A 15,499-nucleotide genomic window follows, 5' to 3' on the forward strand; every position below is an offset into this window, starting at 1 on the left:
AGGGCGGCGCCCTGCTGCGCGCCATCGCGCCAATCCGGTTTCTGGTAGATCCACGCCATGCGTGGACGAAATCTCCATCGAAATCGAGTACTCCGATGATTGAACGAAAGGCGTCCACGCATGGCGTGGATCTACCGTGTCGACCAAGGTCGACACCTACCAACAGCGGCGCCCCTCTGCCGATGTCCCTACCGCACGGGGACGTCGTATGCGGTGCCGGGGTCCGGTTCGGGCTGCAGGGTGTAGTGCCACCACTCCTTCGGGTAGTTGGCGAAGCCTCGCCGGGCCATCGCGCTTACCAGCTGCTGCCGATTGGCCTGCTGTGCATCGCTCAGTCCGCTCGCCTGCGTATGCGCACGTGGGCCGAAGAAATCGAAGTCGGTACCCATGTCGATCGGCTTGCAGCGGCCGTTGCGGCAGTCCAGCAGACCGAGATCGACCGTGGCGCCGCGGCTATGGCCGGAGCGCTCGGCGATGTAGCCGTCGGCCAGCAACCGTGGCTTGTCCAGATCCGGGTACTGCAGCGCCTTCCGCGAAAGCTCGCTGGGGTCGTTCACCCAGGCCATGAAGGCCTGCACCGAACGTACCGGCCGGTAGCAGTCGTAGAGGCGCAGGCCAAAGCCATCCGCGCGCAGGTCCTGTTCCACCTGCGCCAGCGCCTTCGCCACCGGCGCCAGCAGATAGCAGGACGGCGCCTCGTAGCCCGGCACGCGCGCACCGGTGAAGTTGTTGGCGCCGGCGTAGCGGATGTCCATGTTGATGCCTGGCGACAACGTGCGGATCTCCACCAATCCGGCGCTGGCGGCATCAGTGGCCGGTGAAACGCGCGGTGGCTCAGCGGCGCGGGTGGTCGCTGCCAGCGCAGTCGCCAGTACGAGTGAAATGCAGATCCTGGAAGTCATAGCTGAAGTCGATGTCCGGGTCGATGGCACGCAGGTCCAGCGTGGGCGGCGCACCGGCACCGGGCTGCAGCCAGGCCTGTGCGTCTTCGCCCAGCGTATCCCAGCGCAGCAGCCAACGCCCCTGCAACTGCAGCACCGTGGCCCGCAGCTTTGGCGACTTGTCCACGCTGAAGCGCAGGCCGTCCGCGCCCGGGCACAGTGAGGCCGGACCCAGCCACGGATCGCGGTAACGGCCCTGCCAGCGTGGCAGATCCGTGCGGCTCGTCTCCTGCGCCGCAACGGTGGACGGCCGCGAATGGCCGGTCGCCGCCCGCGTTGCCTGGTCCGCCTTCAATTCGGCCAGGTACTCCATCGCAGGCCGCGCTTCATCTGGCGCGGTGAAGCGCTTCAGCGCGGCCTGCATCAACGCGACACGCGCATCCTCGCCTTCGCCATTGATCAGCATCACCACGCCCACCTTGCGGTCGGGCAGCAGCGCCAGCGACGAGTACATGCCCGACAGCGTGCCGGTGTGCGCCACCTTCCACTGCCCATCCATGTCAGACACGCGCCAGCCATAGCCGTAGCCGTAGAAGTGCGCGTTGTCCCAGCGCCGCTGGCGCTCACCCAATGGCATCGGCATGTGCAGGGTCCACAGCGTGCGCCGCTGCTCTCTGCCCAGCCAATCCGGTACCAGCGCAGGATCCAGCAGCACCTGCATCCAACGCGTCATGTCACGCAGGGAACAGCGGATGCCGCCGGCTGCCATCGACGGCAGGTCAGGGCTGGTCTCACCGTCGGCGTTCACCACCTCATTGCGATCTCCGCGCCAGGCATGCGGCTGCGCCACGTTGCCCACGCGCTTCACCGACCACGCCCCCACCTGGCAGCGCGTCATGCCGAGTGGTTCAAACACCTGCTCGCGCATCAGTTGGTCGTACGGCTTGCCACCGGCAACAGCGGCCACTTCGCCGGCCACCACGTACATCAGGTTGTCGTAGGCATAGTGGCTGCGGAAGCTGCTGACCGGCTTCAGGTGCGCCAGTCCGGCAATGATGTCGGCGCGGGTGAACGCATTCGGTTCCGGCCACAGCATCAGATCACCGGCACCCAGGCCGAGCCCACTGTTGTGGATCAGCAGATCGCGCACCTGCATCTGCCGGCCGACCCACGCGTCATGCATGCGGAAGCCTGGCAGATGCCGCTGCACTGGATCGTCCCAGCGCAGCTTGCCCTGTTGCACCAGCCGTGCCAGCAGCGCGGCGGTCATCGCCTTGCTGTTGGAGGCAATCTTGAACAGCGTGTCCTCATCGATGCGACCTCCATCACCACGCGTACCTTCCACATGGCGATGGACCACCTGACCGTTCTCGACCACCGCCATGGCCAACCCGGGCAGATGCTCGACGCGGACCACGGCGGCGACATCCGCATCGATGGATGCGGTATCGGCCGCCGAAGCGGAAGGAGCGGTCAGTGCCGCTGCGAGGATCAGCAGATGGTGCATGCGGGCAGCGCCTCCATTGCCCGCGCCGTCACGGTGGACGGCGCGGATCACGGCCTCAGAAGTTCCAGGTCACCACCAGCTGGGTGTAGCGCGGTGCCTGCCAACGCGTGCCGGTTGCGTAGGTGGCTTCGCGGTACTGTCCCGGCTGCGCTTCATAGCGCTGATGCACGTTGATGGTCTTCTGGTTGTTGAACAGGTTGTACACCGACAGCCGCGCGCTGAGGTCGATGCCCTCCACCGGCAGGCGCCAGGTCACATTGGCACCCATGGTCCAGGTCCACGGCAGGCGACCGAACGCGCCGCGCGGGCTGTACTCGAACTGGCGCTTGTCGTACGGGCCCGAGCAGTTGGCCACGCACAGCCAGCCGGTGCCACCGCCGCTGCCTTCGCTGGAGGTACTACCACCGGCGATGGAATCGTTCGGCCACATCACGCCGTACGCAGTGATCGGGCCACCGGACTGCACCTGCAGCGTGGTGCCGAACGACCATTGCTTGTTCAGTGCGTAGGCGGCACGCAGCTTGAACTGATGGCGGAAGTCGTTGAACAGCACGCCGTAGCGCTCGTTGGTGGCCGGATGATCCCAGAACTGGACCATGCCGGTGTCGCCGTAGTTGGTATCGGAGTTGACCGGGCCCTCGAAGTTGCCCTCGCTCTTCGACCACAGGTAGGACGCGTTGAGCATCCACTTCTCGTCCCATGCACGGTCGATCTGGAACTCCAGCGCCTTGTAGGTGCGCTTGGGCTTGGAGTAACCGATCACCTCGCCACTGCCGCCCTTGCGGTAGCCACTGTTGGCGGTATCGATGGTGATCCAGCCTTCATTGGCGCAGCCGATGCTCTTGTCGCCCCAGATCGTCAGGCTCTCGCCCGGGTTGGCGATCGGCCACAGCGTGCTCGGGGTCGGGCCACAGGGGGTGTAGTTGATGCGGATGTCATCCAGCGCGCGGGTCATGCGCCGATAGGTAGCATTGACGCCCCACGACCAGGCCTGGTTGATCATGTTCTGGAAGCCGAGGATGTACTCATCCTGGTAGACCGCCTTCAGGTCGCGGTCCACGCTCTGGCGCAGATCGGCACCACCGGTGTTCATGCGGGTGTCGGTCGGCCCGATCTGCTGGCCGACGATCGGTGCCATGTACGGCGAGCCGGTCGGCGAGGTCTTCTGCTCCCAGCCGTTGAGCACGTAGTAGCTGTACTCGTCGGTCAGGCCACCGGCGAAGTTCACGTTGATGTTGTTGGTCACCGGCAGGTAGTAGCGGCCTGCGTTGCCGAACAGCTTGGTGCTGCCATCACCGCGCATGTCCCACGAGAAGCCGACGCGCGGTGCGATCAGGTCGTCCATCTTGATGAACGCCTTGCCGGCGGCGGTGCGGTTCTCGAAACGGTCCCAGCGCACACCGAGGTTGAGCATCAGGTTCGGGGTGATGTTCCAGATGTCTTCCAGGTAGAACGCGTTGGCCTCGGTCTCGAACTTGCCGCCGGACTGGCGGTTGCGTGCGCGCAGCATCTCGGTGACGCCGGCCGGAACATAGGCGTTGGCGCCGTCCCACACTTCATCGCCGGGCCGCGCGACGTAGGCGGTATAGCTCAGTGCGGTCGGTCCCGGGTAGCGGGTGGACTGGTCGGTGGTCATCAGCTCGCGGTCCACGCCGAAGCGCAGCAGGTGGTCGCCCAGCTGCCACTCGAAGTCCAGGCGGGCCACGTCGCGGGTGTCATCGCGCTCGGCCACCGCCGTGCCGGTGGGATGGCAGCCGGCGCGCAGGCCCTGCAGCTTGCCCAGGCGCGGACCGTAGGTGCTGTCGGTGAACACCGGGCTGCAGGCCTGGTCCAGCGACGAGTTGGTGAACGCACGCTGCTTGTTCTGGCCAACCATGGCGCGGGCAGTGAAGTTCTGCCCGAAATGACCGGTGTAGGTCGCCGACCAGTTGCGGCCGCCGGTCTCGGTGATCGAGTCCCCCCCCCAGGCGCCAAGCCGGTCGTTGTTCCAGTTGTAGCCATACGAGGCATTGGTGACGTCACCCTCGTCGGAGAACGCCAGCAGTGCCAGGCTGTGGTTGTCGTTGATGTTCCAGTCCAGCTTTGTGCCCCAGAAGCCGTTGCCGGAATCATTCTTGAACCAGGTACTGCCATCGGACGATGTGTTGTGTCCCTTGTCACTGCGGTCCTCGTACATGGCGAACAGGAACAGCTTGTCCTTGATGATCGGGCCGGAACCCCAGACGTTGGTCTTCAGGAACGAATTGTTGTCGCGGCTTCCGTAGGAATGCGGCGTACCGTCACGGTGGAAATGATCGCCGCCACTGGAACGCCACGCGCTCGGTTCAGCGGTCACTTCCACGCCGCCTTCGAACACGTTGCTGCCCGAACGGGTCACCGCATTGATCACGCCACCGGTGGAGCGGCCGAACTCCACCGAGTAGCCACCGGTCTTGACCTGGAACTCGTTGAAGAAGGCGAATGGCGCGGTACTGAAGCCGCGCCGGGTGTACATGTCGGTGACATTGAGGCCGTTGATGAAGACAGCATTCTCGGCCACCGAGGAACCGGCGAACGACAGGCCACCAAACGACGAATTGCCCCCCACCACGCCCGGTGCCATCAGCGCGACCGCGGACAGGTCCTGCGCTACCGGCAGCCGTGAGATCTCCTGGCGATTGATGTTGAACGAGGTTTCGGTGGAGTAGACATCCACGCGGTTGATCACGCGGGTGCCGCGCACCTGCAGTGCATCGAGATTGGTGACACCGCCACCACTTGCCAGGTTGACCGTGGTGGTGCCACCGACGGCGACGCTGACCGCGACCTGATCGCCCAGCGCCTGGCCCTCACGGCTGAGCTGCAGCTGGTAGTCGCCTACCGGCAATTGACCCAGGCGGTAACTGCCATCGGCACCGACGGTGACGGTGCGGGTCAGGCCGGTACTGCTGCTGACCACGGTGACCTGGTCGCCGGCGGTGGCACGGCCGGCCACGGCACCACTGACATTCTGTGCCAACGCGATGCTGGGCAGCATCGCGCCCAGGCACGCCCCGAGGGCGACGCACAACGCCGCCCGCTTGATGGTGTAAGCCTTCATCCCCTGCTCTCTCCTGCAAGAATTGAATGGTGGTGTGGGTGGTGTATCGCGCTAGCGTTGCCCGGCTGGCAGTACCCGCCACTGGAAGTCGTAGTTCCATTGGTCGAAGTACAGGTTGCCGCCTGCCCACTCGGCCTCGCCGCGCTGCGAGTCGACCGTTTCCGAGCGGTGGTGCTGTTTGGCCGGCACCAGGGCCTGGCCGAAATCGTCGTTGAAGGCGATGCGGTAGCCGTCGAGGCCACCGAGGTAGAAATCACGCAGCGCGGGCGTATCGCTGGCCAGCGCACCAGTGGTCACGTCCATCGGCAGCCAGCCATACGGCGCCAGGTAGACCTGCCCCCAGTCATGCAGGTTGTTGTAGCCGCTGCCATCGTCGGAGAACACCATGCCCGATTGCCAGCGCGCGGGAATGCCGTTCATGCGCAGCAGCGCGATCAGCAACAGGGTCTGCTGCCCGCAATCGGCATGGCCGGCGCGCAATGCGTAATCACTGATGTTGCTGATCGTGGAGTATTCGCGCGCGCCGGCCCACGGAATGCGATCAACGGCGGTGAACAGCTTTCGCACGATTTCATACGGACGCGTCTCGCCCTGCAGCACCTGGTCGGAGAACAGCTTCAGTGCCGGAGTGAAGCGCACATGCGGCAATTGTTCGGCCAGGTAGGGTTTCAGTGCCGCATCGGCCGGCGTGGCCTGCACTTTGGCCCGATCGATCGCGGTATGGCGGGCGAGGATCGTCACCGCGTAGCGGATCTCGAAGCGCGTCGGCTGCCCAGCCACCGCCTTTGCTTCCAGATAAGCGGTGCGCTGCAGCGTGCTGGCCGGTGCCACGCGCGCCCTGCCGGGGGTGCTGCCCAGCCACTGCACGCGTTCCTGCTGGCTCTGGATCTCGCGCGGGTATGGAATCCACGCACGAACCATTTCGCCGGCAGGCACGGCATCGGCCTTGACCGTCAGCGACTGGGTGAATTCGATGCGCTGCGGCAGCACCGAGGCCTGGCCGCTCTGTTCTGCCGCCGCGATCACGCGCGCATGGTGTGCATTGAGCACTTCGTTCGGGCCGGGCGCCGGCAGCGGCGCATCCGCGCGGCGGCGTGCGCGCGCTTCGTCGCTGAGCAGGAACAGGTTCGACGGTGCGCGCTTGAAGTACCAGCGCGTGCCGTCGATATCGAGACGTTCGATCAGGCCGAGCTGGTCCCAGCGCGCGAACTCTTCATCGGTCAGATCGGGAATCCAGCGGCGTACGGCCGCCTTGGCAGCGGCTTGGTCCAGGGAGAAATCCAGGCGGATCCGCCGCATGCGCTCCTGCTGGAAGCCGATGTCCTGTTCGCTGACGCCAGGTTCCGCCGCATCCGCTGCCGACCACGTGTTCAGCGCACTTCCCGCTTCGGAGAACCGTCCCGCATCGATCATCTGCACGACCCGCGCGAACTGGATGGCCGAGGGTGGCGGCTCCGCTCCCGCCGACCACGCGCACAGCAGCAGCGCAGCACTCAGGCCGGCAGCAGCAGGCAGACGCAGTTTGCGAACGGCAGGATCCACAGCGACACTTCCCAAGCGCGGGTGGTAACGGCTGTGTAACACGGGCCGGGGGACCGGTCAATAATTTATTCTTGCTTTCGACACCGAAAGGAATAAATATTCCTACAGGCATTCGAGGAGGGTGTGCAGCGCATGATCCTGGCTTCCCGCGAACCGCGCCGGCACTGGCCGCGCCGGTTGACCCTGGCCCTGTGCCTGCTGGCCGCACCGGCCTTTGCACAGGCCACCCCGGCGCCCGATCCCGGCGCACCGCTGCCGTATGTGATCGGCCTGCACGAGGCCTACCTCACGCCGGGCTACTGGGCAGCACGGCTCGAGAACGCCGACACCCCGATCCTCGACCGCACGCAGATCGACGCGCAGAACGCGCGCATGCGGGCGCAGGACAGACACATCCAGGACATCGCCGTGCTGCCCGCACAGCTTGATGCGGCGGCAGTGCGCGGCAGCATCACCGCACTGTCGAGCTGGCCCACCCGCACGCTGTACAACGACGAGGGCCAGGCCATCACCCCGGCACTGCGCAGCGCGATCGAAGCCAATCTCGGTCTTGATGCCATTCCCGCGCAGACGACACCGCAATACGGGCTGGTGGTGAAGCGCGCCGCGCTGCGCACCTTCCCCACCCGCGAGCGCGTCTTCAGCACCGTCGGCGACACCGACATCGACCGCTTCCAGGAATCGGCTCTGTTCCCCGGCGACAAGGTCGCCGTGGTCCATCGCAGCGCCGATGGCCGCTGGCTGTTCGTGCACAGCGAACGCTACAGCGCATGGATCGAGGCCGACGCCATCGCCAGCGGCGACAAGGCCACCGTGCTCGGCTACGGCGCGAAGGGGCCGTACCGCATCGTCACCGGCGCCACCGCACAGACCGCCTACACACCGGAAGAACCGCGTGTCTCGCGCCTGCAGCTGGACATGGGCGTGCGCCTGCCGGTGCTGGCCGACTGGCCGGCTGCCGAGCCGGTGAACGGCCAGCAGGCGCATGCATCGTGGGTGGTGCAGTTGCCGGTCCGCGAGGCCGACGGTCGCCTGAAGCTGGTGCCGGCGCTGCTGCCGCGCTCGCAGGACACCGCCGCCGACTACCTGCCGCTGACCCCACGCCTGCTGCTGCAGCAGGCCTTCAAGTTCCTCGGCGAGCGCTACGGTTGGGGCCACGACTACGACACCCGCGACTGCAGCGGTTTCGTTTCCGAGATCTACCGCAGCTTCGGCGTACTGCTGCCGCGCAATACCAGCGCGCAGGCGGTCAGCCCGGCGCTGGACCGCGTACCGTTCACCGGCAAGGACGGCAAGGCCGTGCGCGACAGCGCCGTCACCGATCTGCAGGTGGGCGATCTGGTCTACATCCCCGGCCACGTGATGATGGCCATCGGCCATGTCGACGGCCGCACCTGGGTCATCCACGATACGGCGGGCGGCAGCTGGTTCGGTGCCGACGGCAAGCGTGTGCAGGCCCATCTCAATGGTGTTTCGGTCACCCCGCTGGAGCCGATGATGGCCAGCGACAGCGTCCGCTACATCGATCGCATCACCAACATCCAACGCCTGCGTGCCAAGACTCCTGAATGAAGATCACTGCCATCGAACTGGGCATGCTGCGCGTGCCGCTGAAAACACCGTTCAAGACCGCCCTGCGCACGGTGGAAACCGTGGAAGACGTGGTGGTGCTGATCCGCACCGATAGCGGCCACACCGGCTATGGCGAAGCGCCGGCCACCGCGGTGATCACCGGTGATACCCACGGCTCGATCATCGAGGCGATCCGCCACTTCATCGCGCCGCGCCTGATCGGCCAGGACGTGGTCAACCTCAACCATCTGTGCACGCTGGTGCAGACCGCGATGGAGCGCAACAGCAGTGCCAAGGCGGCGGTGGAGATCGCGCTGTACGACCTGTGGGCACAGCTGCATGGCGCGCCGCTGTACCAGATGCTGGGCGGCGGCGACCCGGTGATCACCACCGACATCACCATCAGCGTGGACTACATCGACAAGATGGTGGCCGACTCGCTGTCAGCGATCGAGCGCGGCTTCGAGTCGCTGAAGATCAAGGTCGGCAAGGACATCGGTCTGGACATCGAACGGGTCAAGGCAATCCACGCCGCCGTGGAAGGCCGCGCCCTGCTTCGGCTGGATGCCAACCAGGGCTGGACCGCCAAGCAGGCGGTGCATGCGATGCGCACACTGGAAGAGGCCGGCGTGGTGCTGGAACTGCTGGAGCAGCCGGTGAAGGCGGCCGACATCAGTGGCCTGAAGTACGTGACCGACCGCGTCAACACGCCGGTGATGGCCGACGAAAGCGTGTTCAGCCCGAGCCAGGTGATGGACCTGATCCAGCAGCGCGCGGCCGACATCATCAACATCAAGCTGATGAAGACCGGCGGCCTGTCCAACGCGATCCGCATCGCCGACATCGCCGGTATCTACGGTGTGCCCTGCATGATCGGCTGCATGATCGAGTCCAGCATCAGCGTGGCCGCCGCCGTGCATCTGGCCGTGGCCAAGAGCGATGTGATCACCAAGGTCGACCTGGACGGTCCCTCGCTGGGCCAGTTCGACCCGGTCAGCGGCGGCGTGCATTTCAACGAGTCGGAGATCAGCATCAGCGACGTACCAGGATTGGGCATCACCGAAGTGCGCGGGCTGGAGATGCTGGGTTGATCTCTGCCTTGCGGCTGGCCTGGCGTATAACTGACTTTGGGTCGGGCGTTACTTTTCTTTCTGCGGAAAGAAAAGTAACCAAAAGAAGCGCTCCGCCGGCCGCGAGCCGACGTGCTGCGCACGTCGGTGCCCTGCGCTCCTCGGCCCGCCGAGGGACGGCGCGGAACTCGCTACGCTCGGACACCCGCGCCTCTTCGCCCTCGCCGGACCTGCGGTGCTCGGCTCGCTTGAAGGCGGACTCAACGTCAAAGGCAACAACTGCACCCCGTAGATCCACGCCATGCGTGGATGCTCCTGCTCTTGCTTCTGCCCTACCCCGTACCCCCTTCGCGGCTGGCACGCGCGCGATCTGTCCGAGGTCGGGCGGGTGGGGCTTGCGGGGGTGTCCGCCGCATGGATGCGGCGGCCAAGCCTACACGGACGTACTTGCGGCGTCCCCCGCAAACCCCGCCCGCCCGACCCACCACATAATCTGCTCTACGCTGCCAACCGCAACGCGCCTACACATACCCGGACTCCCCGCATGCCGCCCCTGCTGAAGATCCGCTCCGAGCGCGGGCAGATGTCGGCCATCGAGCGCCGCATCGCCGACTTCATCCTCGACAACGCCCACCTGCTGCGCGACTACTCGTCCCAGCAGCTGGCCAGCGCGTTGGGCATCAGCCAGTCCAGCGTGGTGAAGTTCAGCCAGAAGCTCGGCTTCAAGGGCTATCCGGACCTGAAGTATTCGATCGGCCAGGACGTGGCCCGCGCCGGTGCCGATCCGCAACAGGCGCCGAGTGAACCAGACAGCGGTGACGACTACCTGCGCCTGGGCGAGGCCCTGCGCCGCAGCAAGGCACAGGCCGAGGAGGAAACCCGCCAGGCCAATCCGCGCGAGGAGATCGAGCGCATCGTGCAGCTGCTCGATGGGGCACCGAAGCTGTTCGTGTACGGACTGGGTGATGACGGCCTCTACGCGCGTGAGTTCGCCATGCGGCTGTCGCTGCTCGGGCTGCTGGTGGTGCCGCATACCGATCCGATCCTGATGCTGGCCAACCTGTCGGCCGCGCGCCCCGGTGACGCGCTGTTGATGTTCTCCGAGTTCGGCAACCTGCCCCAGCTCTCGCAGCTGTCGCGGCAGTTCCAGGACATGGGCGGCAAGGTGATTTCCATTACCCGCCACACCGCCAACCCGCTGCGCGCGCATGCTGATGCCGCGCTGGCAGTGTGCGCGCACGACCGCACGCCGCAGGTCGCGCAGCTGCTGTACCGTAGCGCCATGCACGCGCTGCTCGATTTCCTGTTCGTGCTGCTCTGCCACGCCAATCCGGACCGCCAGCAGCAACTGGCGGTGAATCTGGAGCGGATCGACCACCTGCTGGATTCCTGACCGGAGCGCACGTTGATGAATTCGCTGGCCCGTCTCGCCACCACTGCGCTGCTGCTTGCCGCTGCGATGTCCGCCCACGCTGCGCCGCTCGATGGTGCACGCCAGTTGATCGTGGTCACCAGCGACAACTGGAACAGCACCCAGGGGCAGCTGCAGGCCTATGTACGCGACGGCAAGGGCTGGCGCGCGCACGGGCAGGCCTTCCCGGTCGCGCTCGGCCGTACCGGCAGCGCGTGGGGCCTGGGCCTGCATCCGGCACAGGGCGAAGGCCCGCAGAAGCAGGAAGGCGATGGCCGCAGCCCGGCCGGCGTGTTCGCGCTCGGCAGCGCCTTCGGCTATGCCATCACCCGCCCCCGAACTGCGATGGCCTACCAGCCCATGCTTGAAAGCAGCTACTGCATGGATGTGCCCGGTTCACCGTTCTACAACCGCATCGTCGATGCGAGGAAGGTCGGCAGCGCCGCGGTCAAGGGCTCCACCGAGCCGATGCGGCTGGACCTGCACAACCAGGGCGACGTGCGCTACCAGGAAGGCTTCGTGATTGCCCACAACCCGGACAACCAGCCCGGCAAGGGTAGCTGCATCTTCGCCCATCTGTGGCGCCAGCCGGGTGAGGCCACCGCCGGCTGCACCGCCATGCCGCAGCCACGCATGCAGGCGCTGCTGGACTGGCTGCGGCCGCAGGATACGCCGCGCTTCGTGCTGCTGCCGCGCGCCGAGTACAAGCGCCTGCAGGCACAGTGGCAACTGCCCGCACTGAGCGGAGACGCCCGTTGAGCGCGCAGGACGAACCGCAGCTGCAGCGCGCGGTCAGCCGCTGGCAGATCGTCGGCCTGTCGATCAACGACGTGATCGGCAGCGGCATCTACCTGCTGCCGGCCGCCACCGTCGCCCTGCTCGGCCCCTTCAGCCTGTGGGGCGTGGTCGCCGCCGGCATCGTCGTCGCGCTGCTGGTGCTGTGCTACGCACAGGCCGCCAGCTACTTCGATGAACCCGGCGGCAGCTACCTGTATGCCCGCGAGGCGTTCGGCCGTTTTGCCGGGTTCGAGATCGGCTGGATGATCTGGCTGACCCGCATCAGCTCGGCGGCCGCGCTCAGCAATGCGCTGGCCGATGCGGTGGCACGCTTCTGGCCCTGGGCCGGCGCCGGCATGGGCCGCATCGCGGTGATCGTGGTGTCGCTGGGCTTCCTCACCGGCGTCAACATCATCGGCGTGCGCTCGGCCGCGCGGACCGGCGTGGTGCTGGTGATCGGCAAGATGCTGCCGCTGCTGCTGTTCGTGGCCATCGGCGCGTTCTACATCGATCCGCAGCTGGTGTTCTCCGGCCAGCGCCCGGACCCGCACGACCTGCAGCGCATGGGCGAAGCCGCCTTGCTGCTGCTGTACGCCTACGCCGGCTTCGAGAACATCCCGGCAGCAGCGGGCGAGTACCGCAATCCGCGCCGCGATATTCCGTTCGCACTGATCACCATGATCATCACCGTCACCGTCATCTATGGAGCGGTGCAGGTGGTGGCGCAGGGCACGCTGGCCGGGCTGTCCAGCTCGGCCACGCCGCTGGCCGACGCCGCCGCAGGCTTCGGTGGTGAGGCACTCGCGCTGATCCTGACCGTGGGCGCGACCATTTCCATCCTCGGCACCAACAGCAACACGATGATGATGGGCCCGCGCTTCCTGTTCGCGCTCGCGCGCGATGGCTACGGGCCGAAGATCCTGGCGCAGGTGCATCCGCGCTTCCATACACCGGCCGCATCGATCCTGTGCCAGGGCCTGATCGCGCTCGGCCTGGCGCTGTCGGGGTCATTCGTGCAGCTGGCGCTGCTGTCGATGACCACGCGCCTGTTCGCCTACATCGGTACTGCCGCCGCAGTCCTGGTACTGGCCAAGCGCTACGCCGACCGCCCCGGTGCGCTGAAGCTGCCCGGTGGCCCGCTGATTCCGGTACTGGCGCTGTTGCTGTGCCTGGCCCTGTTCGCCAGTGCCAGCTGGCAGAACATCGCCGCCGCGCTGGTGGCGTTCGCCATCGGTGCAGTGATCTACAAACTGCCGCGCAAGGATGCCGACGCCGGGTGAGCGGTGGCGCGCCCTGACCGGCAGATTGATCTGACGATCACGCTGCCGGCCCCGGCCGTTAACCGCCACGCAGGCACGATCAGGCTTCGTCAACAACGGAGCCCTTCCATGGCCGAATACCAGATCCCCGGCCGCGTGCCGGATGACAGCACGCCGCGTGATGCAATCTCCAACTACTGGCGCGAGCGCTATGCGTCTGAACCGTACTATGACGATCAGCTGTTCTTCGACGACTACGAACCGGCCTACCGCATCGGCCACTCGGCCCGCGCGCAGGACATGATCCGCGCCTACGAGGAAATGGAGGGCGAACTGGAATCACGCTGGGCCAGCGAACGTGGCAAGAGCCGGCTGGAGTGGGCGCAGGCGCGCAATGCCGTGCGCCGTGGCTGGGAGGAAGCGCAGCAGGTGGAACCGCGCCTGGCACGCGGCCCCTGACGGACCCGATATGCGGCAGCGCCGGGCATGGCCCGGCGCTACCGTTGCTGCATCACTCCTGCTCCGGCAGCGGCGGCACGCCTGCACTGCGCTTGCTTTCACCGCCACCGGCGGCGATCAGGTCACGGGTGTTCTTCTGCACCGCCACCGCGCCGAACAGCGACAGCGCATAGGCCATGCCGTAGAAGCCCTTCTCGCTCAGAACCAGGGTGGCGTTCCACAGGCCAACCAGCAGCAACAACAGCGCAGACAGCAAGGCGAACCAGCACAGCGCGTAATACAGGCCACTCACAGGAATGCCCTCGACACGGTCGCGCACGCTCTTCTGCAGCGACACCGCTGCGAACAGGCCAAACAGCAGCAGGGTGAGGTAGTAGCCCTTCTCGTTCAGCGGCATCTCCGCATTGAACAGGCCTACCAGGTAGGCCACCGCGCCGAGCAGCAGGGCCACCCAGGAGGCGGCAATGAAGGCCGGCGAGGGTCGATGGATGATTGGTGCGTTCATTGCGGTTCCTTGCAGTCAGGCGGGCATGCTTTGCCCGGGCGAACCCACCCTAGACGATCCCGCCGCCGCCGCACAGGGGGAAACAGGACCTTCGGGCCAGGACCGTCACCGCCCCGGTGGTATACAAGGGAGAGCCTGGCCATCCGCATCCCCTTCCGCTGGAGATACCCATGACCCGCACGCCCCTGCTGCTCGCCCTCGGCCTGTTGCCGATCCTCGCCACCACGGCCTGCAGTGCCGCCGGCCCCGATGCCAGCGGGCAGAAAGCTTCCGCTGCAAGCACAGACGCCGCCGACCAGCGACCGTTCACCGCAACCGAAATCAGTCGTTTCGACCAGCCGTGGGCAATGACCTTCCTGCCCGATGGCAGCCTGCTGGTGACCGAGAAGCGCGGCAAGCTGCAGCATCTGGACCTGGCCAGTGGCCAGAAGCATGAAATCACCGGTGTGCCCAAGGTCGCCTACGGTGGCCAGGGCGGTTTCGGCGATGTGATCCTGCATCCGCAGTTCGCCCGCAACCACGTCATTTACGTCAGCTATGCCGAAGAGGGCACGCTGGACACCCGTGGCGCTGCCGTCGCACGCGCCACGCTGGCGCTGGATGCCAAGGGTGGCGGTGAGCTGAAGGACCTGAAGGTGATCTGGCGACAGACGCCCAAGGTCAGCGGCGAGGGCCACTACGGCCACCGCCTCGTCTTCGGCCCGGACGGCAAGCTGTGGATCAGTTCCAGTGAACGGCAGAAGTTCGATCCGGCACAGGACATGGGCGGCAATCTCGGCAAGATCATCCGCCTCAACGACGACGGCAGCCTGCCCGCCGACAACCCGTTCGCCTCGCAGGGCGGTGTTGCCGCGCAGGTGTGGTCGCTGGGCCACCGCAACATCCTCGGCATGGCCTTCGACGCCAACGGCAAGCTGTGGGCGCACGAGATGGGCCCGGCCGGCGGCGACGAGCTGAACCTGATCGTCCGCGGCGCCAACTATGGCTACCCGATCGTCTCCAATGGTGACCATTACGACGGCCGCCCGATTCCCGACCACAGCACCCGCCCGGAATTCGCCGCCCCGAAGGTGACCTGGACGCCGGTGATCTCGCCGGCCGGCTTCGTCATCTACAGCGGTAACCTGTTCCCGCAGTGGAAGGGCAGCGGCTTCATCGGCGGCCTGTCATCCACCTCGCTGGTGCGTGTGGCCTTCGATGGCGACAGCGCGCGCGAAGCCGAACGCTTCAACATGGGCGAACGCATCCGTGAAGTGGAACAGGGCCCGGATGGCGCACTGTGGCTGCTGGAAGACGGCAACAAGGCGCGCCTGCTGAAGCTCACCCCGAAGACCTGATGTCCTGGTAGTGCCGGCCGCTGGCCGGCACCCTGGGTTCTTCCGGCATCCTGCGGTTGCCGGCCAGCGGCCGGCACTACCCATACGAAACGGCCCCGTA

Annotated in this window: 12 protein-coding genes; 7 read left to right on the forward strand and 5 right to left on the reverse strand. The window is 66.4% G+C overall.

Annotated elements, in window-relative coordinates; all coding sequences use genetic code 11:
- Nucleotides 1-188: 188 nt before the first annotated feature.
- Genes AC0Z6F_RS19510 through AC0Z6F_RS19525 form a run of 4 tightly spaced genes read right to left on the reverse strand, consistent with a single transcriptional unit; the run spans nt 189 to nt 7,009 of the window.
- Nucleotides 189-902, reverse strand: a complete 714-nt coding sequence (locus AC0Z6F_RS19510) for a M15 family metallopeptidase (RefSeq protein WP_485618182.1) — start codon at nt 900-902, stop codon at nt 189-191.
- Nucleotides 835-2,388 carry a serine hydrolase domain-containing protein gene (locus AC0Z6F_RS19515; protein WP_485618183.1) on the reverse strand — a complete coding sequence of 518 codons (1,554 nt, stop codon included), beginning with the start codon at nt 2,386-2,388 and terminating at the stop codon, nt 835-837. The genes AC0Z6F_RS19510 and AC0Z6F_RS19515 overlap by 68 nt, the downstream gene beginning before the upstream one ends.
- A gap of 55 nt (nt 2,389-2,443) precedes the next feature.
- The gene (locus AC0Z6F_RS19520; RefSeq protein ID WP_485618185.1) at nt 2,444-5,467 is read right to left on the reverse strand and encodes a TonB-dependent receptor; all 3,024 of its coding nucleotides are present in this window, start codon (nt 5,465-5,467) and stop codon (nt 2,444-2,446) included.
- A gap of 51 nt (nt 5,468-5,518) precedes the next feature.
- Entirely contained in the window at nt 5,519-7,009 is a 1,491-nt protein-coding gene (locus AC0Z6F_RS19525) for a transglutaminase-like domain-containing protein (RefSeq protein ID WP_065724838.1), read from the reverse strand.
- Nucleotides 7,010-7,141: 132 nt separating this feature from the next.
- On the opposite strand from AC0Z6F_RS19525, the gene AC0Z6F_RS19530 reads away from it, so the two are divergent.
- From AC0Z6F_RS19530 to AC0Z6F_RS19555, 6 genes are all read left to right on the forward strand, one after another.
- Complete coding sequence (locus tag AC0Z6F_RS19530; protein ID WP_485618187.1) at nt 7,142-8,581, forward strand: C40 family peptidase; 1,440 nt, start codon at nt 7,142-7,144, stop codon at nt 8,579-8,581.
- The gene (locus AC0Z6F_RS19535) at nt 8,578-9,672 is read left to right on the forward strand and encodes a dipeptide epimerase (protein WP_485618189.1); all 1,095 of its coding nucleotides are present in this window, start codon (nt 8,578-8,580) and stop codon (nt 9,670-9,672) included. The genes AC0Z6F_RS19530 and AC0Z6F_RS19535 overlap by 4 nt, the downstream gene beginning before the upstream one ends.
- A 523-nt stretch (nt 9,673-10,195) precedes the next feature.
- A complete protein-coding gene (locus AC0Z6F_RS19540; protein ID WP_197585183.1) occupies nt 10,196-11,044 on the forward strand; it encodes a MurR/RpiR family transcriptional regulator in 849 nt (282 codons plus the stop codon).
- Nucleotides 11,045-11,059: 15 nt separating this feature from the next.
- Nucleotides 11,060-11,821 (forward strand): L,D-transpeptidase family protein, encoded by a 762-nt coding sequence (locus AC0Z6F_RS19545; protein WP_485618191.1) that lies wholly within the window; start codon nt 11,060-11,062, stop codon nt 11,819-11,821.
- Nucleotides 11,818-13,119 (forward strand): APC family permease, encoded by a 1,302-nt coding sequence (locus AC0Z6F_RS19550; RefSeq protein ID WP_012509853.1) that lies wholly within the window; start codon nt 11,818-11,820, stop codon nt 13,117-13,119. The genes AC0Z6F_RS19545 and AC0Z6F_RS19550 overlap by 4 nt, the downstream gene beginning before the upstream one ends.
- 108 nt (nt 13,120-13,227) lie before the next feature.
- A complete protein-coding gene (locus tag AC0Z6F_RS19555; RefSeq protein WP_485618193.1) occupies nt 13,228-13,557 on the forward strand; it encodes a hypothetical protein in 330 nt (109 codons plus the stop codon).
- Nucleotides 13,558-13,609: 52 nt separating this feature from the next.
- Here the strand turns inward: AC0Z6F_RS19555 and yiaA are convergent, their stop codons facing one another.
- Entirely contained in the window at nt 13,610-14,062 is a 453-nt protein-coding gene (yiaA, locus tag AC0Z6F_RS19560) for an inner membrane protein YiaA (protein WP_012509851.1), read from the reverse strand.
- A 170-nt stretch (nt 14,063-14,232) separates the two neighbouring features.
- Between yiaA and AC0Z6F_RS19565 the strand changes: the two genes are divergently transcribed.
- On the forward strand, nt 14,233-15,399 hold the full coding sequence (locus AC0Z6F_RS19565; RefSeq protein WP_448122484.1) for a PQQ-dependent sugar dehydrogenase: 1,167 nt from the start codon (nt 14,233-14,235) through the stop codon (nt 15,397-15,399).
- Nucleotides 15,400-15,499: the final 100 nt, after the last annotated feature.

The organism is Stenotrophomonas sp. 1L-E-5-B-C3, assembly GCF_057292075.1.

Excerpts from the sequence above, each read along its gene's own strand:
- AC0Z6F_RS19510 (WP_485618182.1), bottom strand. The coding sequence starts at position 902 with ATGACTTCCAGGATCTGCATTTCACTCGTACTGGCGACTGCGCTGGCA.
- AC0Z6F_RS19515 (WP_485618183.1), bottom strand. The coding sequence starts at position 2,388 with ATGCACCATCTGCTGATCCTCGCAGCGGCACTGACCGCTCCTTCCGCT.
- AC0Z6F_RS19520 (WP_485618185.1), bottom strand. The coding sequence starts at position 5,467 with ATGAAGGCTTACACCATCAAGCGGGCGGCGTTGTGCGTCGCCCTCGGG.
- AC0Z6F_RS19530 (WP_485618187.1), top strand. The coding sequence starts at position 7,142 with ATGATCCTGGCTTCCCGCGAACCGCGCCGGCACTGGCCGCGCCGGTTG.
- AC0Z6F_RS19535 (WP_485618189.1), top strand. The coding sequence starts at position 8,578 with ATGAAGATCACTGCCATCGAACTGGGCATGCTGCGCGTGCCGCTGAAA.
- AC0Z6F_RS19540 (WP_197585183.1), top strand. The coding sequence starts at position 10,196 with ATGCCGCCCCTGCTGAAGATCCGCTCCGAGCGCGGGCAGATGTCGGCC.
- AC0Z6F_RS19545 (WP_485618191.1), top strand. The coding sequence starts at position 11,060 with ATGAATTCGCTGGCCCGTCTCGCCACCACTGCGCTGCTGCTTGCCGCT.
- AC0Z6F_RS19555 (WP_485618193.1), top strand. The coding sequence starts at position 13,228 with ATGGCCGAATACCAGATCCCCGGCCGCGTGCCGGATGACAGCACGCCG.
- yiaA (WP_012509851.1), bottom strand. The coding sequence starts at position 14,062 with ATGAACGCACCAATCATCCATCGACCCTCGCCGGCCTTCATTGCCGCC.
- AC0Z6F_RS19565 (WP_448122484.1), top strand. The coding sequence starts at position 14,233 with ATGACCCGCACGCCCCTGCTGCTCGCCCTCGGCCTGTTGCCGATCCTC.